Annotated in this window: 21 protein-coding genes; 7 read left to right on the forward strand and 14 right to left on the reverse strand. The window is 48.7% G+C overall.

What is annotated here, in order from left to right:
* Positions 1-1640: 1640 nt before the first annotated feature.
* Positions 1641-2261, forward strand: a complete 621-nt coding sequence (locus tag ACKFKF_RS07485; RefSeq protein WP_446867128.1) for a chorismate lyase — start codon at positions 1641-1643, stop codon at positions 2259-2261.
* Between the two features lie 48 nt (positions 2262-2309).
* Here ACKFKF_RS07485 and hpsU read toward each other — a convergent pair whose 3' ends face one another.
* From hpsU to ACKFKF_RS07515, 6 genes are all read right to left on the reverse strand, one after another.
* Positions 2310-2957 carry a hormogonium polysaccharide biosynthesis acetyltransferase HpsU gene (gene hpsU, locus ACKFKF_RS07490; RefSeq protein ID WP_446867129.1) on the reverse strand — a complete coding sequence of 216 codons (648 nt, stop codon included), beginning with the start codon at positions 2955-2957 and terminating at the stop codon, positions 2310-2312.
* 17 nt (positions 2958-2974) lie between these two features.
* Positions 2975-3922 carry a glycosyltransferase family 2 protein gene (locus ACKFKF_RS07495; RefSeq protein WP_446867130.1) on the reverse strand — a complete coding sequence of 316 codons (948 nt, stop codon included), beginning with the start codon at positions 3920-3922 and terminating at the stop codon, positions 2975-2977.
* A 296-nt stretch (positions 3923-4218) separates the two neighbouring features.
* Positions 4219-5499 (reverse strand): glycosyltransferase family 4 protein, encoded by a 1281-nt coding sequence (locus tag ACKFKF_RS07500; RefSeq protein ID WP_446862461.1) that lies wholly within the window; start codon positions 5497-5499, stop codon positions 4219-4221.
* Positions 5500-6163: 664 nt separating this feature from the next.
* Positions 6164-7327 (reverse strand): LL-diaminopimelate aminotransferase, encoded by a 1164-nt coding sequence (locus ACKFKF_RS07505; protein WP_446867132.1) that lies wholly within the window; start codon positions 7325-7327, stop codon positions 6164-6166.
* A gap of 30 nt (positions 7328-7357) precedes the next feature.
* Positions 7358-7687 (reverse strand): thioredoxin family protein, encoded by a 330-nt coding sequence (locus ACKFKF_RS07510; protein WP_446862463.1) that lies wholly within the window; start codon positions 7685-7687, stop codon positions 7358-7360.
* Positions 7688-7821: 134 nt separating this feature from the next.
* The gene (locus ACKFKF_RS07515; RefSeq protein WP_446867133.1) at positions 7822-8610 is read right to left on the reverse strand and encodes a PspA/IM30 family protein; all 789 of its coding nucleotides are present in this window, start codon (positions 8608-8610) and stop codon (positions 7822-7824) included.
* A 290-nt stretch (positions 8611-8900) separates the two neighbouring features.
* Between ACKFKF_RS07515 and ACKFKF_RS07520 the strand changes: the two genes are divergently transcribed.
* The gene (locus tag ACKFKF_RS07520) at positions 8901-9488 is read left to right on the forward strand and encodes a hypothetical protein (RefSeq protein ID WP_446867135.1); all 588 of its coding nucleotides are present in this window, start codon (positions 8901-8903) and stop codon (positions 9486-9488) included.
* A 120-nt stretch (positions 9489-9608) separates the two neighbouring features.
* On the opposite strand, the gene ACKFKF_RS07525 is transcribed toward ACKFKF_RS07520, so the two are convergent.
* From ACKFKF_RS07525 to ACKFKF_RS07535, 3 genes are read right to left on the reverse strand one after another with little or no spacing between them, the layout of a single operon-like run.
* Positions 9609-9875: a hypothetical protein gene (locus ACKFKF_RS07525; protein ID WP_446867136.1), complete on the reverse strand. Its 267-nt coding sequence runs from the start codon at positions 9873-9875 to the stop codon at positions 9609-9611.
* A 42-nt stretch (positions 9876-9917) separates the two neighbouring features.
* A complete protein-coding gene (locus tag ACKFKF_RS07530; RefSeq protein WP_446867138.1) occupies positions 9918-10187 on the reverse strand; it encodes a hypothetical protein in 270 nt (89 codons plus the stop codon).
* A 26-nt stretch (positions 10188-10213) separates the two neighbouring features.
* Entirely contained in the window at positions 10214-12235 is a 2022-nt protein-coding gene (locus tag ACKFKF_RS07535; protein ID WP_446867140.1) for an NACHT domain-containing protein, read from the reverse strand.
* 95 nt (positions 12236-12330) lie between these two features.
* On the opposite strand from ACKFKF_RS07535, the gene ACKFKF_RS07540 reads away from it, so the two are divergent.
* On the forward strand, positions 12331-12483 hold the full coding sequence (locus ACKFKF_RS07540) for a hypothetical protein (protein WP_446867141.1): 153 nt from the start codon (positions 12331-12333) through the stop codon (positions 12481-12483).
* On the opposite strand, the gene ACKFKF_RS07545 is transcribed toward ACKFKF_RS07540, so the two are convergent.
* Together ACKFKF_RS07545 and ACKFKF_RS07550 are read right to left on the reverse strand one after the other, a co-directional pair.
* Positions 12480-13220 (reverse strand): PspA/IM30 family protein, encoded by a 741-nt coding sequence (locus ACKFKF_RS07545; protein ID WP_446862473.1) that lies wholly within the window; start codon positions 13218-13220, stop codon positions 12480-12482. The two genes, ACKFKF_RS07540 and ACKFKF_RS07545, sit on opposite strands and share 4 nt — an antisense overlap.
* A 57-nt stretch (positions 13221-13277) precedes the next feature.
* The gene (locus tag ACKFKF_RS07550; RefSeq protein ID WP_446867142.1) at positions 13278-14561 is read right to left on the reverse strand and encodes a hypothetical protein; all 1284 of its coding nucleotides are present in this window, start codon (positions 14559-14561) and stop codon (positions 13278-13280) included.
* Positions 14562-14926: 365 nt separating this feature from the next.
* On the opposite strand from ACKFKF_RS07550, the gene ACKFKF_RS07555 reads away from it, so the two are divergent.
* Both ACKFKF_RS07555 and ACKFKF_RS07560 read left to right on the forward strand, forming a co-directional pair.
* Entirely contained in the window at positions 14927-15475 is a 549-nt protein-coding gene (locus ACKFKF_RS07555; protein ID WP_446867144.1) for a DUF721 domain-containing protein, read from the forward strand.
* A 656-nt stretch (positions 15476-16131) separates the two neighbouring features.
* Entirely contained in the window at positions 16132-16431 is a 300-nt protein-coding gene (locus ACKFKF_RS07560) for a hypothetical protein (RefSeq protein WP_446862476.1), read from the forward strand.
* A gap of 85 nt (positions 16432-16516) precedes the next feature.
* On the opposite strand, the gene menB is transcribed toward ACKFKF_RS07560, so the two are convergent.
* Both menB and menD read right to left on the reverse strand, forming a co-directional pair.
* Positions 16517-17347, reverse strand: a complete 831-nt coding sequence (gene menB / locus ACKFKF_RS07565) for a 1,4-dihydroxy-2-naphthoyl-CoA synthase (RefSeq protein ID WP_446862436.1) — start codon at positions 17345-17347, stop codon at positions 16517-16519.
* A gap of 38 nt (positions 17348-17385) precedes the next feature.
* A complete protein-coding gene (gene menD, locus ACKFKF_RS07570; protein WP_446867145.1) occupies positions 17386-19116 on the reverse strand; it encodes a 2-succinyl-5-enolpyruvyl-6-hydroxy-3-cyclohexene-1-carboxylic-acid synthase in 1731 nt (576 codons plus the stop codon).
* A 437-nt stretch (positions 19117-19553) separates the two neighbouring features.
* Between menD and ACKFKF_RS07575 the strand changes: the two genes are divergently transcribed.
* Positions 19554-20099, forward strand: coding sequence for an NADPH-dependent FMN reductase (locus ACKFKF_RS07575; protein ID WP_446867146.1), 546 nt, complete (start codon positions 19554-19556; stop codon positions 20097-20099).
* A gap of 33 nt (positions 20100-20132) precedes the next feature.
* Complete coding sequence (locus tag ACKFKF_RS07580; protein ID WP_446867147.1) at positions 20133-21938, forward strand: M3 family oligoendopeptidase; 1806 nt, start codon at positions 20133-20135, stop codon at positions 21936-21938.
* A 235-nt stretch (positions 21939-22173) separates the two neighbouring features.
* Here ACKFKF_RS07580 and ACKFKF_RS07585 read toward each other — a convergent pair whose 3' ends face one another.
* Positions 22174-24177 carry a M48 family metallopeptidase gene (locus tag ACKFKF_RS07585; RefSeq protein WP_446867148.1) on the reverse strand — a complete coding sequence of 668 codons (2004 nt, stop codon included), beginning with the start codon at positions 24175-24177 and terminating at the stop codon, positions 22174-22176.
* Positions 24178-24179 lie beyond the last annotated feature (2 nt).

A 24179-nucleotide genomic window follows, 5' to 3' on the forward strand; every position in this document is an offset into this window, starting at 1 on the left:
TTTGAGTGATGTAGAAGGATACATTCAGAGAGTCTATTGAGGTTTTAGTATTGTCGAGCGCGCGATCGCTGACTTAAAAAAGTTGTTAAGTTGGACATAACTCGCTATCACCTTGTGAAACAGGTCGTTTTCACCAAAACCTGCCTCTTCTTTCAGCACCAACGCAGAGCTTTCTTGCCGCTCCGCGTCCCCTCACACCCAATCGCAGAAATGTTCACAGGTAGCAGAATTGTCGAGTTGAGCAGCGTTATGGTTGCTGTAGAGCAATTCTCATGATCAAGATGAGTCAACGTGACAAGCTCAACCAAAGTCTGAAGCGAAGACTTTACAGGACTCGGTTTGGTGTAGAGAGTTGACTGATCAAAGGTAGAGCTTCAAGACATTTTTTCACAGGCTAAAGCCGAGGTTTAGTAAAAGCCTCCGAACCTTAATTCGTTGCCTGATCCTCCTAAATTCTTGCTGAATTAGAAAGCAGTTTGAGCAGCAAGTTTTCTGACTTGTTTGCAAGTGTCAGGTTAAGGTGATTTGTAATCATGAAGATTCTAAAGTTTCCTCCTAAAAACTGTGAATCGGAGAGTTAGCAATTTGGATTTCACAAAGAGATTGATGCAGATCTTGCATTCCCACAAACAGTCGGGTACGAGAGCTTTGAAACAAATTTCAAGACCCAGACTTTAATCTGTCGAAACAGGCTTCTAGTAGTCAAAACTGAGCCTAGTTCAGAGATCAGATCTGTACGAAGTAATCTTGAATTCGGGGCGCTTGTTGAGAAGGAAGCAAGATCTAAGCCGATTCTGTAAGCCGACGCTGCTTTTGAGAAAAATCACAGCAGTTCCGTAGAGTTTCTACGAGAATGCCATAGATTAAGCAGCGATCGCCATCATGACAAAATAAATTGAAAACGCTTCAGTCAGTCTGAGGATTTTAAGGAGCGGTTGAGACTTGGCTTTAGAGCGACTTGAAAGATGTACAGAAAGTAAAGCTGATCTCAAAATCTAGCAGTGTTAGAAGAGCCTTTTTTATGGTTCTCATCATCTTATTCTACTTCCAATTAATGTTATTGACTGAGTTAAACAATGTCAAGGGGACGATACATATATTTAGGCAAAAATATTACGATCAAAATCACTCAAAAACAATAGATAGATTTATTAGTAAATAGTTATATTGGTAGATGGATATATTAGTAGATAAGTTAATCCGTGATTCAGAAAAATTAATTCTATTATCGATCAATCCTCTCAAACCTAATTCACAAAAAGAACCTAAAGGGCTGCTGGATTAACGTCAGTTCGATGAGAGTGACTCGCTTCGTTTCAATCGGCTTCAGCCCCCTAAATCCCCCACAAGTGAGGGACTTTGAACGAGAAATATTGTCTCAAAGTCCCCCAAAATTGGGGGGTTGGGGGGCAGAAGTGCTGAATAACGAAGTGAGAAAACTCCATCGAATTCACGTTGGATTAGCCTTGAGCAGATTTTGGCTAAACCCAGTTGAGGGGTATGCACGGGTAATTAATTCATTTCCCTGAAATTGCCAATGGCAATGCTGAAATTCTAAAAGTGAGTTGCAGAAACTTTCCCACCGTTGCGATCGGCTAAGAGCGTTATCATGAAAGGAAGGTTAACTTATGTAAAGTTTTATGACTGCCACCTTTAGATCCACCGACAGCGTGACGCTGCCTGCTGCCTGGCACTCTCTCGATCCAATTTGGGAAGGCAGCGATCGTGACATTCAAACAGGCTTGCCGCACGCTCAGTTAGCCCCGACCTGGCAAATGTTGCTATTAGGTGATGGGTCTCCGACTCGTCACCTACAACTTCTCACAGGCGAACCCACCGAAGTCGATGTGATCGATATGTCTGCGATCGGTCTCACTGACGACAATGCACCCAAAGTTGTTGAAATGGTGCCCGCTCCCCGTTTGAGAAGGCAGGTTTGGCTAAGAACGGCTTCTGGAGAACGACTTGCCTACGCAACCTCCTGGTGGGAACAAAGCCACGTTGACGAATACTTAAAGAATCGATCGATTCCTGTTTGGACGAGCCTCGCCCATTTGGAGCTATATCGAGACCTCAAAGGCATTTACTGTGGGCATTCTAGCGCTTTAGAAAAAGCCTTCGGACAACCAGGGCCGTTCTGGGGAAGACACTACCTTTTTTGGCATAACGGTCAACCTCTCACCCTGATCTACGAAGTCTTCTCACCGTGCCTACAAAAATACCTGGGCGCAATGCAGCCAGGTTCTACTCAAAACTTCTAATTCTCAAGCGCTGATAAATAAAGGGAATGTTGAGCATCGTCACCTCAATTAAGGATCTTGTTCATTAACGCCCCTGATTTCTCTTAAATAACGGGGACGGCAGGGAGTCCCCCAACAAACTTGCTGGGCGGGTAAAGACCTCAAAACGCTACTTCGTGCCCCAACTACCGCATTTGAGCCAATCTGAACCCCTGGAGCAATAAAGCAATCTGTGGCAATCCAGGCACCGTTTCCGATCGCAATTCCAGCCGTCGTTAGCTTAAAACTGGCATCTTGAATATCGTGACTTCCGGTACAGAGATACGTTTTCTGAGAAATTACGCAATGTTCTCCAATTTGAATTTTCTCAAAACTGTAGAAGACGACATCATCCCCAATCCAGCTATCATCTCCAATCTGAACTTTCCAGGGATAGGTAAACCGAGCCGTCGGGCGGATCAGCACTCGCTTGCCAATTTGTGCACCAAACAGTCTGAGCAACCCACACCGAACTGAGTTGAATGGATGAGGCGTCAGCGGGAAGACGATCGCCTGCACCAGCCACCAGAGCAAAATATACCAACCGGGACGACCGCGATCAAAGTGCGATTGGTCGTAGCTCTGCAAATTTACCAACGGTTTAGCATTCAGAATGGGTAAAAGTTCTTCGGATTCACAGTCTTCCTGCCCCAATTTTTCGGTCTCGACCTGCTTCATACTCCCCCTCAAAACGGTTAAGACTCAATTTGCGGGACTGGCTCAGAGGTGGATACAGAAATAGTAGTAGGATTGCTGTCTGTATTCAAAGTGCCCCCACGACGTAGCTCATAAAGCTTCACGCCGATTTGATATTCGTACTGGCTGAGAAGGCGACCATAGATATAGCCAGCTTTGCCATCCAAGAAGCCCAAACGAATGAAGTAGAACAAAATGAAGCGCAGAAGTGGTTTGAAAGGGAGTCTAACCCAGATTTTTTTGAGAAATCGCTTACGCTGAACTGAGTCACCAAAGAGATTTGCGCCGATCGTTCCTCCATCACCTTTGCCATTGAGCAAATTCAGATAAACTCTCGCTTCCCAATTAGAATAACGGTTGTGGCGCTCTAGCCAGTGGTACATGTCCCGGAAGTCAATGTGCAGCATGTCATGTTTTAGGTAGGCAACCTTACCCGGAATGATCACATGCTCATGGACTTCGTTGTCTCCGGTATTGCGAATTTCTTCGGTGTTCAAATTTTCGTAGCGCCCTTTAGCATGGCGAAATAGCCGCAGGTTCCAGTCAGGATATTTGCCGCCGTAGCGAATCCACTGCCTCAGGAAAAAGACTTTACGATTCAAGTAGTAGCCGTCACAATCGGCTTGCTCAATAGCGGTTTCAATCTCTTCCCACAGTTCGGGTGTGATGCGTTCGTCACAATCGACAATCAACACCCACTCATTGCGGAAGGGCAAGTTTTCTAAAGACCAGTTCTTTTTCTTAGGCCAGCGACCATTGAATTGAAACTGCACCACATTGGCACCATAGCTCTCAGCAATCTCGATCGAGCGATCGCTACTTTGCGAATCGACCACAAAAACTTCATCGGCCCTGGCAACGCTGGTGAGACAAGCCGGGAGGTTGGCTTCCTCGTTTCGAGCCGGGATTAAGACAGAAACCGGAATTTTGGGCGGCTTAGAGTTCATGATTCAAAAAGTTACCTGATGAGTGCAGCCAACGGTTTGACTAGGGTGACAGAAGGGTAAATAATTCGTGCAGTTCAATACTTGCACAGTCACGGTTGCGCTTTAGTATTCCCAGCCGTTTTGCAAAATCGATAGTCTCAATAGCAGTTGAAGAACGTTGAAGAACAACGCTACCGTATTTACCCCCGATTCTATAACCTGAATTCAGGGGGTTCTGCCTCATTTTGCTAGAGATCTAGGCTTAATCGGGAAGCTTTGCAACGTTAAGTCACAATCTCTTTTCTCAAAGTTGATCTCTAGCTACCAGTCTTGTTAGCCGTGAGGGCATAGGTGGGTCTGACGCTGGCTGAACTGTCTTTGACCTTCTCAAATAGCGCTTCGTACTGATTTAAGGCTTGCTCAAAGGAGTAGCGATCGATCGCATATTGACGACCCTGCTTACCCAACAACTCTGCCTGTTCGGGATTGTGATATAGCTCCAAAATTTGATTGGCCAGGGCTTCTGGATTTTCGGGCGCAACGACCACCCCTCCTCGACTTTTCTCGATCGCCTTGGCAGCACTGCCCGTATCGGGGACAGAAGCAATCACCGGGCGACCACTCGCTAACAACACTTGAGTCTTGGACGGCATATTAAAGGACACCACATTATGCTTTTGCACAATCAGTCCTACATCAGCTGCCGCCAACATTTCGGGTAGTTTTTCTCGTGGCTGGAAAGGCAGCAACAGTACGTTGTCCGCTCCACAGGTCTTGCAGTAATTCTTGAGCTTTTCGACGGCCTTTGACTCACCCACAATCACAAACACAATCTCTGGAATATGCTTTAATCGAGCGGCCGCTTCTACAACGGTCTCTAGTCCTTGAGTCAGGGCGATATTACCAGAGTAGGTGACGACGAACTTGCCTTCAAGGTGGTGAGCCGTTCTAAACGCATTGTTCTCTTTGGGCAGCGGTCGGATAAAGTTGGTATCAACCCAGTTGGGAATGCAGGTGATCTTGCTGGAGGGTACGCCCTTTCCTTCTAAATTTTCGACAAATCCATCGGCGATGACGCTGATCGTGTGAGCGGTTCGATACGCAAATTTCTCAAGCGCTTCAAACACGCGAATCATTGCCTTGTTTTTGATCAGTCCCACATGCACTGCGGCTTCGGGCAAAATATCTTGCACATTGAGAACGATCGGGCTGTTGTGCAGCCAACTGAGCAGGGCGGCAGGGACGCAAACCGGAAGTGGGGGAACCGTAAGCAAAATAATGTCAGGTCGCCAACCTCTAAGCGCCTGGAAGAAGCTCGTAAAGACAAAACTGCTGTCGAGGAGAATGCGATCGACGAGATTTGGCTTAGGCTTGATCCACACATAGCTACGCTGGATTTTTACGCCGTTGCGCTCTTCGGTCGCGTACAGTTTGCCGCGATACTCTTCGTATATCTGCCGCTGTGGATAGTTGGGCATCCCTGTGATCACCCGAACGTCATGTCCTCGTTTTGCCAACCCCTCCGCCAGCTCGGTCATAAGTGGGGCGATCCCGATCGGCTCTGGATAGTAATTGTAGGAATAGATTAAAACACGCATGGCTGTTGGACTCAGACGATAATGTTGCGCTTAACTCACTGCAAGTTAATCCGAAAGCTTGAAAACGGCGGCTAGGCAGGGTATTTACTGAGAGTCTATGGACACAACTCCTGTGGCAGTATTGCAACCATAGCGAGTGAAGGGTCGTCTAGCTCTCTTGTCACATCGACTTCAGAAAATCTTCTTGTCTTTCCGCAGTCCCTAAAGATTCCTTAAAGAAGGTTTACTGACTTATACTTAGGTTAAGGTGCCCTTTGAAGTAAAAAAAACTACATAAATTGACCAGAATCAATGAAAGGAGACCTCAAGCCCTCCAACACTCTACGAATAGAGTAAAAAGCTGGAGCAGATTAAACAAGTGCTCGATTCAATACGTTGCTAAAACACTCTCTCATTTACCTTCTTCAACTCAACTAAGAGGCATCTGGAAGGTACATCTAGATTTCACTGTTCTTATTAAACTTCTAGCAGAGGTTATAGCCTCTCGAAGCGATATGGTTCTTCAAAGGCTCAAAAAATCTCAGTAAAACTCAGCCATTTTCATAATTTGGCGAGTTTTTCCACAACAGAGCGGGTGGGTTGCCATTGCTGAAAGGGTTACCCTGTCTAGAACTGATTCTTTTGGGCAAGGAGACGGAAGCGATCGCGAGACTTGAGTAAAGCGCTACAGAAACTGAGCAATGCGATCAACCGCTTCCTCTAAAATTTTAGGCTCATGTACCAAAGCAAACCTCACGTATCCTTCACCAAATTTACCAAACCCGGCCCCTGGTGATACCGCAACCCCCGTAGATTTCACGAGTTCCTTGGCAAATTGAATCGAGTGGTAGGCCCAGCGATCGGGTAACTTTGCCCATACGTATAGCGCTGCTTGAGGAGTGGGCACCTGCCAGCCGATGCGATCGAGGGCGCTCACAAAGGTATCTCGTCGTTGTCTGAAGGTTTCTACTACCGTTTTGACCCCTGTTTGGGGGCCGGTGAGGGCGGCGATCGCTCCGTTCAAAATGCCCTTGTACTGATTAAAATCTACGGCTGCTTTCACTTGTCTTAAAGCGCGAATTAATTCCGCATTCCCGATCGCGTAGCCAACCCGAAACCCTCCCATGTTGTAGGACTTAGAAAGGGTGAAGAACTCGATCGAAACGCTTTTCTCAGGGTCAGCTTGCAGAACAGAGGGAGGGCAGGACTGTCCAAAGTAGAGGTCTGCGTAGGGAAAATCGTGAATTAGTGCTAAATTATACTTTCGACAAAATGATACTGTCGATTCAAAGAAAGCAAGGGGCGCGATCGCTGCTGTCGGATTATGGGGATAGCTCAACACCATCATCTTTGACTGCGCCAACACGGACTCAGGAATCTCTTCAAAGATGGGTAAAAATCCGTTCTCTGCTTTTAAGGGCATTGGGTAGATTTGACCGCTCGCCAAATAGACACCTCCCGCATGGGAAGGATAGCCAGGATCAAGTAGCAGGGCAAAATCTCCAGGATTCAAAATCGCGAGTGGGAGATGAGCCGTACCTTCTTGAGAGCCGATCAGCGGTAACACTTCGGTTTCTGGATCGATCGCTACACCAAACTTCTGGGTGTACCAGGTTGCAGCCGCTTGACGAAATGCCTGAGTCCCTTGAAACAGCAGGTAGCCGTGGGTCGTGGGATCGGGGAGAGATTGGGCGATCGCCGCCAGCACATGCGCTTCAGTGGGCAGATCAGACGACCCCAACGAGAGATCAATCACATCGCACCCAGCGGCTTTAGCCTGAGCTTTGGCGCGATCCATGTCCGCGAAGACGTTGGCTTGCAGAGCGTTTAGGCGAGTGGCAAATTGCATAGCGAAGGGAAGTGCGACGGTCTGACTATTCTAATGAGAAAGCTGAGACGCAACGAGTTCTTCTAATTTTTGTTTACTAATTGCCCCTTCAGTGGCTTTGAGCAGTTCTCCTTTTTGGAAGAATCTAAAGGCAGGAACGCCTTCTACTTTGTAGGTAGCGACGGTTTTGGGATTGGGATCAACTTCCATCTTGATGACTTTTAGCCGATCGCCATAGCTGTTAGCCACAGTTTCGACCAGTGGTGCAGTGAGACGACAGGGCCCACACCAAGTAGCCCAGAAATACACAAGCACGGGCTGAGTGGCATCCAGGACTTCGGTTTGAAATTCGTTATCGGTGATTACGCGAACGCTGCTCATGGTGCATCTCTTATTAAAACCCCTTCATAATTTTAGAGCCTTAGCTCCCCAAATCATGACTGCTTGTAAACAAACAGCGATCGGAAGCTAAGGCTACCAAGAAGTCAGTTGAGTGGACGATCGCAGCAGCGTACTTACAGATTATCCAACTGCTTTTTGAGGTCTTCGAGTTCGGCATCGACGACGGCTTGATCCTGGGGAGAAGCTTTGGTTTGACCCGTTGAAGAGGCAGCCGTCCCAGGAAGTTGGGCTTGAGCTTGAGAAGAGCCTGCCAGCATTTGCTGTTTCATGGCTTCGAGTTCGAGATCAACATCACCCGATTCGAGTCGAGCAAACTGACTTTCGAGGTCGGCACCTGCCAACTCACCTGCGGCCTGCGATCGCGCTTCTAGCTGCAATACTTTTTCTTCCATACGCTCGAAGGCGGCCATGGCGCTACTCGTCCCCAAATTGCTCACCGTAGACTGCAACTGCTCTTGAGCTTTAGCAGCGCTGGCCCGGGCCCGCAGCATGTCTTTCTTGGTTTTGGCTTCAGAAATTTTGCCTTCTAGAGCAATCAAACTGCGCTTGAGCGTGTCAACCTGCGTGGTTTGCTGGTCGAGTTGAGCTTTGAGGGTGTTGGCGGTTTCGGTGTGGGTCTTTTTTCTGAGCAGCGCTTCTTTAGCAAGATTTTCGTCACCTTTTTGCAGGGCGAGTTGGGCGCGCTGTTGCCAGTTGTTGGATTCGGTTTGGGCCTGGTTATATTGCTGTTGAGAGCGTTTTTGGCTGGCGATCGCGCTGGCAACGGCTTGACGCAACTGCACCAGGTCTTCCTGCATGTCGATGACCGCTTGTTCCAGGATTTTCTCTGGATCTTCAGCCTTGCTCACCATATCGTTGACGTTGGCTCTGACCAGACGGCTGACTCGATCAAATAATCCCATAATTCTGTCTTTCCTCTTGACGCGGTATACAAAAGGTGTACGGTTTACGATTACGTTAGCCTACACAGCGCGATCGGATCGGCAAAGTTGCGATCGATTTTGCGAGAACCTTTGATGTATGGTTCACAATTCTGTAGGCGACTCATCAAAGAGGCAAGCGGCATCGAGAATTGTAAAAATAACAGGCTCTTCTCTCAGTCTAAGAACTTCAGTCCAAAATCGGTCAATTTCGGAGAATTTTTTTAGAGGGTGTAAGATGCAGGAAAATTTCTAAGTTTGTAGAATAACCCATGAAGATATTCAGGCTGCTCTGTCTGGGATGGATTGGTTCGATGATTGCTTTACCCGTCCTTTCTCAACCGTGTGAGCGATCGCTCTTAATTTCGACGACTGAGATTCGTGAGGCTCAAGCAGACCTAGCTCTAGCGAAACAAAACTATGAGCGATACAGCCGACTTTACCAGGAGGGCGCGATTTCTAAGCTGGCAGTCATCCGGGTTCAAGAGGAGTTACGCACTCAGCAGAGATTTCTTGCTGCGGTCGATCGCTGCTCAAAAGCCACTCGCGACGATACGACCAAAGTAGTTGAGATGCGGTATGAGCGATTGTTGTGGCTATACAGGATGGGGGCGGTGCCGCGATCAGAGGTCGATCGGGCGGAGTTAGACTATCGAGCCGCACAAAAGCGCGAATCTGCTACAAATCCTGCTCAGTCTGAGCTAGAAGCTGCCCAAGCTCGTCTAAAACAAGCTGAGTTGCTTTACCAGCGTTCTTTACTGCTCAATGAGGCGGGGGCGATTTCGAGATCGCAGGTCGATCAAGCAGAATTAGACTATCGATCGACACAGACACGAGTTGAGCAGTTGCGGCGACGTTAGTTTGATCAAAATTGGGCGAGTAGGGATTGTGGTCATAAAATGACCGTTGAGACAATATTTCTCGTTCAAAGTCCCCCAGAATGGGGGATTTAGGGGGCGAAGCCTCTCGGCAATGACAGATCAATCAACTTGTGTAGACGGTAGGTCTAACCAGGTGGTGAAGATTGCTTCGGTTTCTGGTAATAGGTCAAACTGGGATAGAAGTTGTGCGATTTTGGTACGGGTTTGCTCAGTTGTCCAGCCGAATCCGTTGACTGAAATCGGCCGGGTTGCAACAACCCAAAATTCGACTAAGACTTGGGCAGTGATCACGCAGGGATTGTGTTGTAAAACTAAGCGATCGACAGTGTATAGGACGAGCGTGTGTTTGTGATGCGTTGGAATCACTTAGACGCAAAAGAATGTTGGTATCTAGAAAGTATTGCGGCATCAGTCGTACATTGTGTCTCGGTGCATTGCTTCTTCTGGGAGTCCTGGGCTGTCTTGCGGCAGACTGGCGACCCATTCTCTAAGGCGGCGCGATCGTTCTTCGGGAGTTTTTGGGATTTGCTTTTGTAGTTCAGCAATATTAATTGGCGTGATGCCAGGTGGGAAGTTGGTTTGTTTGGCTTTTGCTGATCGTAGAAAGTTTAAGGTTTCGGCGATGAGTTCGTCGGGGGCTTGCTCCAGTTCTTGAAGGAGTTGTTCTCGATCGGTCATTTTGGTTAGCCTCCTGCGATCGCGATCTATGAGTTGATTTCATTATCGGGTATGGTCAGCATTCGGGATTTGATGCCGTTCCACACGCCAGGCGACACGCGCAAGGCAGCTTCTTTGCAGTGCGCCATCAGTTCATTGGCGTAGAGGTAGTTTTCGAGAGATCTTTTTTCTTCCTCAGATAAATCGAGCCATTCGTAATCGAAATGCAAAGCGTCACACCAAGTTTGACGGATGCGGTTAGCGAAAGCTCGACGCAGTTCAAGCGGTTCGTTATCACCTGGAACTTGAGTTTTCATCGCTTCAAATTGCTGAGTCAAAGCTGAGAAATCAACAGAATTAAAAATTTGGGCACTGTCAAGGGCACGGGAAAGGGAAAGGGAAAGGGCACGGTCAAGGGGAAGGGAAAGGGCACGGTCAAGGGAAAGGGCACGGGAAAGTGAAAGGGCACGGTCAAGGGCACGGTCAAGGGCAACGAAGATCGCAACGGAGCGTTTAGCCGCAGGTTTGTAGTTTTCTACCGAGTTTTTGGTGGTTTGCTCCGACCAATTAATCAAGGCTTTCAGCTTGTCTGAATGGATGAGCTTCTGAGTTTCACGTTCCATTGCTGTAAGCAAATCGTCTGCCTTACGCGATAGACCCGCAACTAGAAAAAACACCTCACGCCAGCGATTGTCTGTCAAATGCTTGGCAACCAATGTCTCAACTTGTCGCTCATCCACGATGTATTGAGCCGTTAGATATTCCTGAAAGGTGAGATGTGAAAACGAATAGACATCTCTAGCGCGTTCGACCAAAATGCCTTGCTGCACTTCGATTGCATTCAACACTTTCTCTGCATCTAAAGTCTTTGAAGCATTCAAATTGCTCATCAGAGATGCTCGAATTTGATCAGTGAGTTCTCGTTTTGACAAAAACAACTGATCGTCAGCAAAACTCTGATAGGCAATTTCAGAAAGCAGGATGCGTTCTAGCTCCAGACTGAGTTCTTGGTAGATGGGATTGTGTTGAATTCGCTTTTCAGAGGCCCATTTCTTTAGCCACACGTCCAATGCTTCGCCATACAGCGATGCTCTTTGCTTGGGTAAGCTCTGCGACTCGTTGTATACGGCACAAAGCAGCGTCAATAGTAAGGGAGTTTGCCCCAGTTCTTTCGTTGCCTTGTAGTCTTCGCTGCTCAACAAACCCCAACAGTGATCCGCAATTTTTGGCTCACGTCGAAACCACTGACGCACAAATGTTTCCATCTGCGAATCACTAAAGTTTGCCATCGTCACGTCTTTAAAGCGTGGAAATCCGCCTTTGTAAGCAGCGATGCGACAGGAGGCGATGAAGTGATTTTTGTCGTAGCGATCGACTAATCTTTGAATCTGCTCAATGGCGCGATCGACCTGATCAGTCGGCACTTCATCCAAACCGTCCAGCAAAATCAGCAGCTTTCCTGCTTTCAAAAGATTCTGTGTAAAAACTTCAGCATTCGGAAATCCACAAGTCTCAAACTCTTCCGCAATAAACTTCTCGATATGCGTCTGGGTCGCATCAAAGCGTTTTAGCTCCACAAACACCGGAAGCAACTCATGTCGAAACCGCCCGGTCTCCCATTTCAGTGCTTCGAGTCCCACCTTTCTCAGGAAGGTTGATTTGCCAATTCCCGGACTGCCCAACACCATCAGCCGAGGTTCAAGATTTGCGACCGCGATGCCTTCTTTGCGGGTCGTTTGCTCAAACACAAATCCTCGACCAATTTCGAGGTAGAGATCTTTCAAGCCTTCAGGAGACTCAAAGCGACGGCTCTCGCGAGTATCCAATACCTGCACATCGGTATAAATTTCTTCCAGTCTCAGCGAGTTGTCCATTCGCAAGCAATCATATTTGAGGCTGCAATGGCGCTTCTCATAGGTTGCGACGTACTCTATCATCGCATTCCCAATTTGTTGCTCAGTTTTTCTATCGATCGCTCGACCGCTCTGTTTCCAAGCCGTATCGATCACTAGCGTGGTCAGCTTCTTGAGCGCTTCGGTTGTCAGAATCGAGACAGGATCGAAAACCATAAAGATTTAAGCCGCAGTAGGAGAGGAATTCTCTCATTGATACACTGCAATTATGGAAAATCACGCACGATTCTATAAAACTACCGCGACATCCTATGTCGATCGCAAACAATCCTATGTCGATCGCGATCAATCGAATTGTCACCGCAAATAATCAAATTGTTGCCGCGATCAATCGAGTTGTCATCGCAGCAAATAGAATTGTCATCGCGATCAATCGAGGTGCGATCGACTCCAATCGAAATTAATTGCCTCGAATTTGCGATCGCAGCTTTTCCAATTCAGGATCAATTTCAGGCGTTGCGCTGGGTAACGAAGCGGCATTTCCCCCCGCAAGCTGATTTTTCATCGAAGCCAGTTCAGCATCAATATCGTCCGCTTCGCCCAGTGCCTCAAACCGCTTTTCTAGCTGGTCAGTGCCCAGTTCAGCGATCGCTTCAGACTGCGCCTCTAGCTGCAACACTTTTTCTTCCATCCGCTCAAAAGCATTCATGGCGCTCCCCGTTCCCACACCGCTCAACATGTCATTGAGTTGCTGAGACGCTTTTGCAGACCGGGCACGCGCAATGTAGAGATCCTTCTTGGTTTTCGCCTCAGAGATTTTACTCTCAAGCTTCATCATGTTTTGCTTGAGCTGAGTCACGACCGACGCTTGTTGCCCTAGCTGAGACTGCATGGCTTCTGCCGTTTCTTGATAAGATTTGCGGCGCGTCAGAGCCTCTCGTGCCAGATTTTCGTCGCCCTTTTGTAGAGCAAGTTGGGCCCGACGATACCATTCTTCTGACATGGATTGGGCTTGAGAACATTGCCGCTCAGTGCGCTTTTGAGTGGCGATCGCCTGAGCCACTGCCTGCCGAAGCTGAATCAAATCATTCTGCATATCCAAGACAGTTTGTTCCAGAATCTTTTCCGGATCTTCTGCCTGACCTACCAGATGATTAATATTGGCGCGAATCGCTCTCCAGAGTCGGTCAAGAATGCCCATAGCTCTCTCTCCAGTCCAGTTCCCTCAATGGTACCGTAACTTTTCGGTTGGACAATCCTACCGTTGGTTAACTTCGGCGGGAATGCCCTGGTTTTGGAGTTCTTGCGCTTTGGCTTTGGCCTCGGCTTCGCTGCCCGTCGCCCCTAGCTGGATTTTGCCATCAGGACGAAGATAAGCATCAGGAGCAGCTTTGCGCGCCTCTTCGAGAGAGCGATCGCCCGTAAACGGAATTTCAACCTTATAAGAGTAGCCGTCGCTTTGAGGCGGGCTGGGGGCGCTGACGGGAGGGTCATACGATCGCGGCACCGAAACAGGCGGCAACGGCGCAGTCTGAATCGCAGGGGGCGTATAGGGTCTCGAAGGAGGACTGTAGCTTGTCACAGGCGCAGGGGCAGCATAACTTCTTGCGGGTGCAGGCGTATCGTTTCTAGGAGGACTGTAGCTTCTCGCAGGTGCAGGCTGAACGGGAGCCGTTGGAGTGCTGGCCGTCGATCGAGGCAAAGACTGAGGAGAAATGCCTTGCTTCACTTGGGGAGAGGCAGCCGGAGAAGCGGTTACTTTGGGAACTTTGCTAGTCAGAGCATCTTTACGGGATTTAAGCGTCGTCAGGTTGCCCAATCCCAAATCGACAAATTCTTGTTTATCTAAAGGGGGCGAGTTGGGAATGGCGACTTGAGAACCGTCAGGATTGGTCGGAGCCGCTGAAGGCGATGTGGCAGTTGGTGTTGGACGATCGAACAATCCCGCTACAAAGCTCAAACTCGACGGATTCATAATCACATAGCCAAACATGGCGCTTGACATCAGCAACATCAGCATCGACCCCACACCCAAAGGCGTTGCCAGACTTTCTAGAAAGCCGCGATCGACGCGAACCTGAGCCTCTTCTCGCGCCAAACTTCTCAACAGTTCTTCTGACGACTCTAAATAGTCATCGGGAGGAGTCGAATCGGCTAGATGGGTGCTGTCTACTTGAGGCGGGTAAAGAATTTCGCTGTCCGTCGAGGGTTCGGGGGAAACGATCGCCAACCCAGAGGAATCTTGTCGCTCAAAGCTTGGCTCAAAGGGCGAATCCTCATGACCGCTCAGACTGGCAGGAGTCAGGGGTTGAGTAGTGGGTTCTCCTACAGACATCAACTCTAGTTTGGGAGGCTGCTTGCGTTTGAGTCCAATAGAAGGCGAGATCGAGCGTCCTGACCGTTGTCGTCGATAGCGCATCAGTTCTTCTTCTAGCTGAATGTCGAGGCAGTTTAGCGCTCTTTGCAGCTTGGAATTGAGTTGGGGCTGGGCAGGAGTTTCCCCTTCGGAGAACTGCGAATCAACTAACGGACTGTGACGCATTGTGGTGACTCCTAACTGTTTGAGACCGATTTGGGAGGACGTAACTGTGGCTTGAGGAAGAAAGGCTTGATTTGAAAGGAATTTTTCAGGAATATTCGGGCGCTATTAGTGTAATTCACCGTTGGCAAAATGAATCAACTGTGAGCCAAAAATTGTGAGCAAAAAGGTGCAAGTCGATTAGTCAACCCGTTCAGAACAAGCGCGGTCGCTTCTCAGCCAATGAGTTTGGGCGGAATCAGCGACAATATAAAGCGACAATATAAATGGAAGCCCTCCAAAGCTGAGTGTGATGTTTCCCGGCTTTGATGCAAAGACTAAAGACCGTTTACATTTTCCTATCTACATGCGTTTGGGTCAGTCTCGACATGTCATTTCAACCCTTGCAGCAGCTTTTAGGCTCTCTCGAAACTCAACTTAATCGACCCGAAGAAAAGCAGCTTCAGCAGGTGATTCGGAAATGGTCTGAGGTGGTTGGCGCGATCGTCTCTCAGCAAACTCGCCCGATCGCGCTGAAACGGGGCACTCTCAAGGTTGCGACTTCTAACGCGGTCTGGTCACAAAATTTAGTCTTTGAGCGGCAGAGAATTTTGGAAAAGCTAAATACCACTCTCTCTACGCCGATCGCAGACATTCGATTTTCGACCACAGACTGGCACAAGGTGGATTTTGTTGAAGAGATGCCAGAAATATGGGCAGAGCATCCCAGTCGAGTAGAGCCGACCTCTTTTAAGTTGGACAAGGCAGATAAGTTGGATAAGGCAAAAAGCCCAGAAGCCGCTTTTCAAAACTGGGTGGCGGTGGTGCAGCATCGGGGCGATCGGTTGCCGTTGTGTCCTCAATGTCAGTGTCCTACCCCGATCGGAGAGCTAGAGCGCTGGTCGATGTGTGCGGTTTGTGTGGCCAAACGCTGGTAGAGCTTCTTCGAGAGGATGCTGACCTTTGAGAACGATTCGGTGACTCTTCGATTGATTTTTACTCTACAAACACGTTGTTTTGTAAACAGCATTTGTGAGGGAATTGGCTCTAACTTTTGGAGGAAATCGCTTTTCATATCCGAATGTTCACTGTATACAGAACTCCTGATTAGGGAATCGTCCGTCAGAAGAAAGATGTGATTCGTTTAATACTTCCTTCATATTTAAGGAGATTAAGGCAGCATTGAGCAGTTAACAAAGACACTTAAACTTTAGGTGTTTAACTTGATCCCTGGCTTGTTTTAGTAAAAGTAGGACTGATCTCTCTAGATTTCAAAAAAAAGGCTTTTCATTTTGTCTCTTCTTTACACAAATCTAAAGAGAATATAAACCCCACTTTTAGCAAAAAAGTCTTGGAACCTTGACGGGGAGATGTGTTTGACTTTTCTAAATCTGCAAGGGTAAAACCGCCTTAATTCACAATAGAAGTACCGAGTTCGCGAAATCGCCTTGCAGTAAGCTGGTTCTTAAAAATTGATAAGAATGGTCATATTTCTTAGCCAACTTTAAGTAATTTTGACTTTTAGTCATGAAGCTTTTTCTTAGCAGTTTCGCGTCATTTTTCCAAAACACAAATCATTTCTAAAAGCTCGATTATGAAAAGTTCTGATCCCCTCGCTTCTGCTTGTCGGCACTGTCGCTACTACATGCCAGAAGGGAGACGAGGAGGGCACTGTAGCCAACTCAGTGTATCTGTGCGAGGAAGTTGGGCGGCTTGTTCTTTAGCGCGTCCAGTATTTGCCCCCACCTGGGATTTTACAAAAATTATGATGTGGAAAGAAGAACTGCTTCCTATAACCAGCGAACTGACGACCGCAGATCTGCGAGAAACCAATCGACCGATGGTGTTGGATAGTGCGGCTAGACCAGTCTCTTCAGAAAAGCTTTCCGCCTAATGCAGGTTTTAATTAGTTTCAACGATCGCATCCCAGTCGGTGCGATTTTTTTGTAACCTGAAGGGCGTTATCCTCAGCCCACACCTCAAGGCAGCCAGGGATATTTACGAAAATCAGGGGAGCGCTTCTCTAAAAAGGCTTGTTTTCCTTCGGAGCCTTCTTCGGTCATGTAGTAGAGTAACGTGGCGTTTCCGGCGAGTTCTTGAAGTCCGGCTTGACCGTCACAGTCAGCATTAAAGGCAGCTTTGAGACAGCGAATGGCGATCGGGCTTTTCTCCAAAATCTCCTCTGCCCATTGGATGCCTTCAGCTTCAAGTTGAGCGATCGGCACGACACAGTTGACTAAGCCCATTTCTAACGCCTGAGCAGCATCGTACTGACGACAGAGATACCAGATTTCTCGCGCCTTTTTTTGTCCCACAATTCGCGCCATGTAGCTGGCTCCAAACCCTCCGTCAAAACTACCGACTTTGGGGCCAGTCTGTCCAAAAATGGCGTTGTCAGCGGCGATCGTCAAGTCACAGAGCAGATGAAGGACATGCCCACCGCCGATCGCATAGCCTGCCACTAGTGCGATGACTACTTTGGGCATTGAGCGAATCAGACGCTGCAAATCCAGTACGTTGAGCCGGGGGACACCTTCTTCATCGATATAGCCTCCCTGCCCCCGAACGCTCTGATCACCCCCTGCACAAAATGCATATTTGCCGTCGGTGTGCGGCCCGGCTCCTGTTAGCAAAATTACGCCGATTCGACTATCTTCGCGGGCATTGCTAAAAGCGTCGTAGAGTTCGACGACGGTCTTGGGTCGAAAGGCGTTGCGTTTGTGGGGACGGTTGATCGTGATTTTGGCGATGCCGTCGGTTTTGTGATAGGTGATGTCTTCGTAGGATTTGACGGCGTGCCAGTCGGTCATAAGGGGTGAGGGATGAGGAGTGAGGAGTGAGGAGTGAGTTAGGAGAGGGAGGCGGCGATCGCGCTTAAATTATTTTGTCGCCATTGGGCATCGGATTGACGATCAGTTTTGATTTCTAGGACGCGAATGCCCTGGGGAGGGAGAGGATTTAGCTGCTGGATTAGTTGCTCCCAGGTGTGGATGGGCTGATGGTCAACGTTGTAAGTTTGGCAGAGGTTGGCGAAGTCGATGTTTTGAGGAGTGGCGAAAAATTCTTCAAAAGGCGGGTTGAATTGGGCGATCGGTAACATGCTAAAAATGCCGCCACCGTTGTTGTTGATCACGATAATGGTCAAACTTCCGATCAGGCGATCGCGATTCAAAAATCCGTTGGTATCATGCAGCAGCGCCAAATCTCCTGTCAAGAGAACGCTGGCTTGATTGTGGTGGGCGATTCCTAATGCCGTCGAGAGAATGCCGTCGATGCCGTTTGCGCCTCGGTTAAAAAAGGGCTGAATTGCGGAGTCGTTGGGCATCCAAAAAAACTCGACATCCCGAACGGGCATACTGCTGGAAATGAAGAGCGGCGTTTTGTGAGGCAGGTGTTGAGAGAGTAACCAGGCGGCTTTTCCTTCAAATAGGGCTGTCTCAGCAGACAGCTTTTGGTCGATCGCGCGTCTCATCTGAGCTTCCATTTCACACCAAAGCTGCGTGTAGGGACTGGGCGCAACGGACTCGGACAACTGGGTAACAAAAGCTTCAATTGAGGTAGGCAGATGAGTCGTTTTGCCGTGAAGCGGGTCGAGACTGCGATCGCTCGGATCAATCACCCACTGGTTCGGTTGAGTGGCCGTTAACCATTGGCGCAGCGTCTTGCTAGTCGGCATTTCTCCCACGCGAATCACCACATCGGGCGCTAGTTTTTCTGCGAGTTCTGCGTTTCTCAGAAGGGTGTCGTAGGTGGAAATTAGATAGGGATTTAAGCTGGCGTAGTTTCGCAAGGGCGACAATCCCTCTGCCAAAACGGGCATTCCAAACGTCTTGGAGAGATGGGCGATCGCTTGACAGTAGGCGATCGGATCAGAGGGTTGGGCTGCTCCGGCGAGAATGAGACCGCGGGGCGAAGGCGTGAGGCGTGAGGCGTGAGGCGTGAGGCGTGAGGCGTGAGGGAGACAGGGGCGAATGTGATGGAAAAAGTCGGGCGGAAAAGTAGCTTGTAAGGATTGGGTGGCGAGGTGAGCGATCGGCACCAATGGATCACGAAAGGGCAGATTTAAATGGACAACGCCGGGAATGGGATATTGGGTTTGCTGCCAAGCTTGCATCACCGTCTGTCTGAGGTACGCCAGCATGGACAATTCAGCATCAGGAAGCGCAATTTCAGCATAGAAGTTGGGATAGGAACCAAAGAGTTTTTGTTGGTCGATCGCTTGTCCTGCGTTGCAGTCTCGTAATTCAGGCGGACGATCGGCGGTCAACACCAACAGCGGTACTCGGCTTTCTCTCGCTTCAATGATTGCTGGATAAAAATTGGCTCCTGCCGTTCCCGATGTGCAAACTAAAACGACAGGCTGATGGGATTTGCGGGCGAGTCCTAATGCAAAAAAAGCGGCCGAGCGCTCATCCAAAATCGGAATTGCCTCAATCTCAGAATGTTGAGCAAACGCGATCGCCAAAGGTGCAGATCGAGAGCCAGGACAGATGATCGCTGTCTTCAAACCCAGACGATGTAATGTTTCGACCAGAACAGATGACCAGAGCGTGTTGAGATTGCGGAAATCGATCGGCATGAAATAAGGGAGGAGGGAGGAGGGAGGAGAAGAGTTTTGAGTTCTAAGTTTTGAGTTCTAAGTTTCAGGTTAAGCGATGGGCGACTTCTTTGAATCTTCCTTTTTAAGGTGAGGTCAGTTCAAAGTCGAGAAAAATTCGTACCTCCCGACTGGTTATCAAAGCCTGATTTAAGTGACTTTGGCTGGCAGTTTAATTGGGTTTAATTTGTGGAGGCAGATTCCGTTCTGATATCCGGGTTGACGAAGGCACTTGTGAAGCGACCTGCGATCGCCGGGTTCATTTCGAGATTTGCACTTTCTAGAGACAACTGTTAGATTAAATGAATTCATAACGACTTCGCTTTAGGGATTCTACCATCGATACAGGTCGGTTTCGTTTAACCTCTGCAAACTAAGCAATAGAACCCTTTGGGAAGATTACTCACACAGGAACAGCAATGGTAAAAGTTGTAGCAATTGGCGGCAGTTTGCGATCGGACTCCTACACCTATCAGGCTCTTCAGCAAGCGGTCGATCGCCTCAATGCTCTGGGCGCTGAGGTCGAAGTATTGGACTTACGGACTCTGAATTTGCCCTTTTGTAATGGGGGCGACGACTATTCTGACTACCCCGATGTTGCGCGACTGCAAAAAGCCGTCAAAGAAGCGGATGCCCTCCTTTTAGCCAGTCCTGAGTATCATGGCAGTGTCAGTGGCGTACTCAAAAATGCGCTCGACTTGATGAGTTTTGAAGAAATGGCGGGCAAAGTGGCAGGTCTGATCAGCGTTTTGGGCGGACAATCCAACAGCAACGCATTGAACGATTTGCGCCTGATCATGAGATGGGTGAATGCCTGGGTGATTCCAGAACAGATTGGTGTCGCTCAAGCTTGGCAAGCCTTTAGTCCCGATGGCAAACTGCTGGACGAAAAACTGTCAGAACGGTTCGATCGCTTTGCCCAAAGCCTCGTCGAAAACACCCGCAAAATTAGAGGCGTTCACTGAAAATTCGGTTACATCGCACAGGGAGATTTGGTCATGGTTCAATCGCTCACTTCTACCAAGCTAGACAGTCCTCAAGAATGGGATTTGTCTGATTTGTATACAGGCTTTGACGATCCGCAGTTAGCCCAAGATCTAGAGACGCTAAAAACAGAAGCCGCAGACTTTCGCGATCGCTTTCGGGGCAAAGTTGCAGAACTGAACGCCGATCGCCTCGCAGAGTGTTTTAAAACATTGGAAGCGATCGCTCAAAAATCGGGTTATCTCTATTCCTTTCCGTCGCTGATTTTCTCGGCTGACACGCGCAACACAGAGACGAAACAGTTTCTTGACAAAGTAATGGAAGCGTTGACGGCGGTTGAAAATCAGCTTTTGTTTTTTGATCTGGAACTGCAAGGATTGACCGCAGAGCAGTTTGATCAACTCCAAAAAGCAGCGATTCTGCAACCCTATGGTCATTATTTGAACAAGATTGCTAAATATCGTCCCCACACCCTGTCTGAAGCGGTTGAGCAAACTCGAAATCAAGACAGCTTAACCGGACGGCAGGCGTTTATTCAACTGCGATCGATTCACTTGGGCGAACAGCAATACGAATCTGTCACTACCCCAGAAGGCAAAACCGTCAGTACCGAAGCAGATTTGAGTGCGCTGGCGTTTCATCCTCATCCCGAAACTCGCGAAGCGGCTTATCGATCGGTACGTCAGGTGATGGGACAGCACAACTCGCTGTATGGCTACATTCTCAACACCGTCGCTCAAGATCACAAGATCGAAAATCAGATGCGCGGTTACGACTCGACGCTGCACAAACAACTGTTAGCGGATGAAGTGTCAGAACCCGTGTTTCGCGCCATCATGGAAGGGACTCACAGCCGATTTGATTTGTTTCAGCGCTACTATCGGCTCAAGGGACAAGCGATCGGGCAAAAGATTCGTCTCTGTGACATTTACGCACCCTGGACGACCAACGAGCAGATTCCGCCCATTCCTTACAAAGCTGGCGTGGAAACGTTGATTGCGGCGCTTGACCAGTTTGACCCGAACTATGCTCGTCGCGCCGAGGAATTTTTTATCAAAGACTGGGTAGACGCAAAAGTTCGGCCGGGCAAGCGAGGAGGAGCGTTTTGCGCCTATAGCTACGGCAAACACAGCTATTTGTTGTTGTCTTACACCGATGATTACAACTCACTGTTTACGTTGGCTCACGAAATGGGTCACGGCTTACACTTTGCCTGGATCGACGATCGCCAAACCTACTTCAATAGCAATCCGCCGATGGTGCTGGCCGAAATTGCTTCTACATTCAACGAGTTGTTGTTGCTGGATTATTTGCTCAAGCAAGCCAAAGGTGATAAGGCTTTAACCAAATCTCTGATCACTCGTCAGCTAGAAGACCAGCTCAATCTACTGTTTCGACAAAGCACGATTAGCCGATTGGAATTGTTGGTACACGATCGCGCCGCTCAGGGCAGTTTTGATTCTAGCTTCGTCAATGAGCAGTGGATGAACCTCTATCAAGAACTCTGTGGCGATGCGGTCGAAGTGCTGCCAGAGCATCAATATGATTGGGCGAGAATTGGTCACATTTACTTCAAGCCATACTACTGCTACCAATACACCGCCTCGAATATTGTCAGTCTGGCCTGCTATCAAAAATATCTGGAGGTCGGCAAAGACTTTATTCCTGGCTATTTAGAACTGCTGGCAGCGGGAGGCAGTCAAGATCAAGTCGAAGCCCTGCGTCACTATGTCGGCGTGGACATCGAAGATCCTGAAACGATTCGAGGCGCACTCACCTATGTCGAAAATCTGTTAAATCAGCTTGAATCGACGTTGTAAAAGACGCTAAACGCGAGTCTGATCAAGCTTTATGCTTCGATTTCAAATTCGGGAAGCCCCCTAAATCCCCCACAAGTGAGGGACTTTGAACTAGAACTCTTGTCTTAAAGTCTCCAGGATGGGGGGGTGGGGGCAGAAGCGCTGAACAACGCAGTGAAGAAACTTGATAGTTTATTAATCATCATCCGAATCGCTCCCTTCAAAATTTCCAAAATTCCAAAACTAATTCGACCCCTTAAAGCACAGGTTGTTTTTTGGGGTTGCTTTGTTTTTTGTTGAGAAACGGCGGCAGGGGACAATCCAAAGCGATCGCTACCGCCCTCAATAATTCCGCCTCCGAATCAGTCACTGTGTTGTCGAGCAAAACTGTGTAAGAGCAGGCTTCGACGATCGCTTGCTTGAGTTTTGGTGTGGCTGCACCCAGTCGAGTCAGGCTTTTTTTGAGTTCGCTGAAGTTAGAAGGGGGAGGAGCGTTGGGCATTTCTTGCTGGCTGGCACCGGGGAGGCGAAACAGTCCTGATCGGAAGGCATAGGCGATCGTGTCGGGGGTCTTTTGTCCGATTTGAGCGATCGATGAAATGATCAATCCGCAGTCTGTCCAAATTTCGCTCAAACTTGAAAACTGTTCGGTCTGAGTTTGAGAAGCCTGAAGCCGACGCTGCAAAATCACAAATACGACAAACTTGCTGAGCGTCCAGCGGCCTTCAACTTTGATCAGTCCTTGAATGGCGATGAATAATTTTTTGATTTGATTTGTAGAACTTTGTCGCAGAGCAGGAACTGTCAGATCTAATAAAGCGAGGCGATCGCGGTCTGCAATCTGTTCCACTTCTGCTCTCAACATCAGCACTTGCTCGACCAATTCTTCTGATCCGACCTGACGCAGCCAGTCTATTTGTTGAGTTTGAAACTGAGGATTGAGCAGGAGCGCGTAAACGATCGCCGTTGCCCCTTCACAAGTCTGAATTTCTGACTGCAAAACTTCGCTTAACCAGGATTCTGAACGGATTGGCGGAACAGGCTTGATGGCCGTAGATCCCCCTGCAAATCCCATGATTGAACTTGAGCTTGCATGACTGGAGCCAGCAAGCGGCGTTTCTGACAAAGGCACATTTTGCAAACCGCCCAGGCGACGAATCCGATGTAGCAGCGGTGGATGAGTTGCCCACAGATCGTCAAACCAACTCAGCTTTAAGGCATTGCCAAAAAACATGTGGCTGGCTTCGTCTGCATAAGGGGACTTCACTTGAGACCCCAAATTGCCAATTTTCTGCAACGCTCCAGAAATGCCGGCCGGATTGCGCGTGAACTGTACCGCTGACGCATCCGCCAAAAATTCTCGTTGACGGGAAATCGCACTTTGAATCAGTCGCCCAAAGAAGAGACCCACCAAACCGATCGTCGTCACTGCCAGACCCAAATACCAGAGCCAGCGATTGTCTCGATCTTCGAGTGCGATCATGATCCTGCCTGTGATGTAGACAAACAAAATCCCGTGAAGCAGTCCTATTAGCCGCAAATTGAGCCGCATATCTCCGTTGAGAATGTGACTAAATTCGTGCCCGATCACGCCCTGCAACTCATCTCGATTTAACTGTTCTAGACAGCCACGAGTCACGCCGATTACGGCATTGTCGATCGTATGTCCCGCAGCAAAGGCATTAATTCCCGTCTCATTGTCCAAAATGTAAACGGCTGGTACTTTCATGTTGGCGGCGATCGCCATTTCTTCGACCACATTTAATAGCTGCTGCTGTTCTTCAGTTTCGACGGTTTCAGCGAGCAGCAAGCGGCCGCCCAGTTCTTGAGCGATGACACTGCCTCCTGCCTGCAACGTGAAAACTTTGTACCAACTGGCCCCACCAATCACCAAAATGGTCAACGTGAACACCCAGAAGAAAATTTTGGGATGCCACCAGCCGATCGCCGTTGACTTACAAGAGGAACTTGAGCGCGGAGAGCTGATCGGAGTCGAGGAACCCGATCGCGATCGCCAGCTAGAACTCGTGCCCGAAAACCCTGAAGACCCGCCACTTCTAGAGCGCTTGCTGGCGACAAACGTGACGCTTGGCGATTCCGGTTCAACGAAACTCAGACAATGACTGGGCGACGCAAGATTGAAGGTGGCGATCGTCGCCAGGTAGATCAAAATAATCATCGACAAAACGGACAACCCAAACAGCCCCACCAGCTTTTGAGTGTTTGCCCGTGCCTGATCCTGATGTTCAAAAAAGTTCATGG

It is taken from the genome of Phormidesmis sp. 146-12 (genome assembly GCF_052939495.1).

Bases quoted from the DNA above. Each gene is read 5' to 3' on its own strand.
- ACKFKF_RS07485 (WP_446867128.1), top strand. From the start codon at position 1,641: ATGACTGCCACCTTTAGATCCACCGACAGCGTGACGCTGCCTGCTGCC.
- hpsU (WP_446867129.1), bottom strand. From the start codon at position 2,957: ATGAAGCAGGTCGAGACCGAAAAATTGGGGCAGGAAGACTGTGAATCC.
- ACKFKF_RS07495 (WP_446867130.1), bottom strand. From the start codon at position 3,922: ATGAACTCTAAGCCGCCCAAAATTCCGGTTTCTGTCTTAATCCCGGCT.
- ACKFKF_RS07500 (WP_446862461.1), bottom strand. From the start codon at position 5,499: ATGCGTGTTTTAATCTATTCCTACAATTACTATCCAGAGCCGATCGGG.
- ACKFKF_RS07505 (WP_446867132.1), bottom strand. From the start codon at position 7,327: ATGCAATTTGCCACTCGCCTAAACGCTCTGCAAGCCAACGTCTTCGCG.
- ACKFKF_RS07510 (WP_446862463.1), bottom strand. From the start codon at position 7,687: ATGAGCAGCGTTCGCGTAATCACCGATAACGAATTTCAAACCGAAGTC.
- ACKFKF_RS07515 (WP_446867133.1), bottom strand. From the start codon at position 8,610: ATGGGATTATTTGATCGAGTCAGCCGTCTGGTCAGAGCCAACGTCAAC.
- ACKFKF_RS07520 (WP_446867135.1), top strand. From the start codon at position 8,901: ATGAAGATATTCAGGCTGCTCTGTCTGGGATGGATTGGTTCGATGATT.
- ACKFKF_RS07530 (WP_446867138.1), bottom strand. From the start codon at position 10,187: ATGACCGATCGAGAACAACTCCTTCAAGAACTGGAGCAAGCCCCCGAC.
- ACKFKF_RS07535 (WP_446867140.1), bottom strand. From the start codon at position 12,235: ATGGTTTTCGATCCTGTCTCGATTCTGACAACCGAAGCGCTCAAGAAG.
- ACKFKF_RS07540 (WP_446867141.1), top strand. From the start codon at position 12,331: ATGTCGATCGCAAACAATCCTATGTCGATCGCGATCAATCGAATTGTC.
- ACKFKF_RS07545 (WP_446862473.1), bottom strand. From the start codon at position 13,220: ATGGGCATTCTTGACCGACTCTGGAGAGCGATTCGCGCCAATATTAAT.
- ACKFKF_RS07550 (WP_446867142.1), bottom strand. From the start codon at position 14,561: ATGCGTCACAGTCCGTTAGTTGATTCGCAGTTCTCCGAAGGGGAAACT.
- ACKFKF_RS07555 (WP_446867144.1), top strand. From the start codon at position 14,927: ATGTCATTTCAACCCTTGCAGCAGCTTTTAGGCTCTCTCGAAACTCAA.
- ACKFKF_RS07560 (WP_446862476.1), top strand. From the start codon at position 16,132: ATGAAAAGTTCTGATCCCCTCGCTTCTGCTTGTCGGCACTGTCGCTAC.
- menB (WP_446862436.1), bottom strand. From the start codon at position 17,347: ATGACCGACTGGCACGCCGTCAAATCCTACGAAGACATCACCTATCAC.
- menD (WP_446867145.1), bottom strand. From the start codon at position 19,116: ATGCCGATCGATTTCCGCAATCTCAACACGCTCTGGTCATCTGTTCTG.
- ACKFKF_RS07575 (WP_446867146.1), top strand. From the start codon at position 19,554: ATGGTAAAAGTTGTAGCAATTGGCGGCAGTTTGCGATCGGACTCCTAC.
- ACKFKF_RS07580 (WP_446867147.1), top strand. From the start codon at position 20,133: ATGGTTCAATCGCTCACTTCTACCAAGCTAGACAGTCCTCAAGAATGG.
- ACKFKF_RS07585 (WP_446867148.1), bottom strand. From the start codon at position 24,177: ATGAACTTTTTTGAACATCAGGATCAGGCACGGGCAAACACTCAAAAG.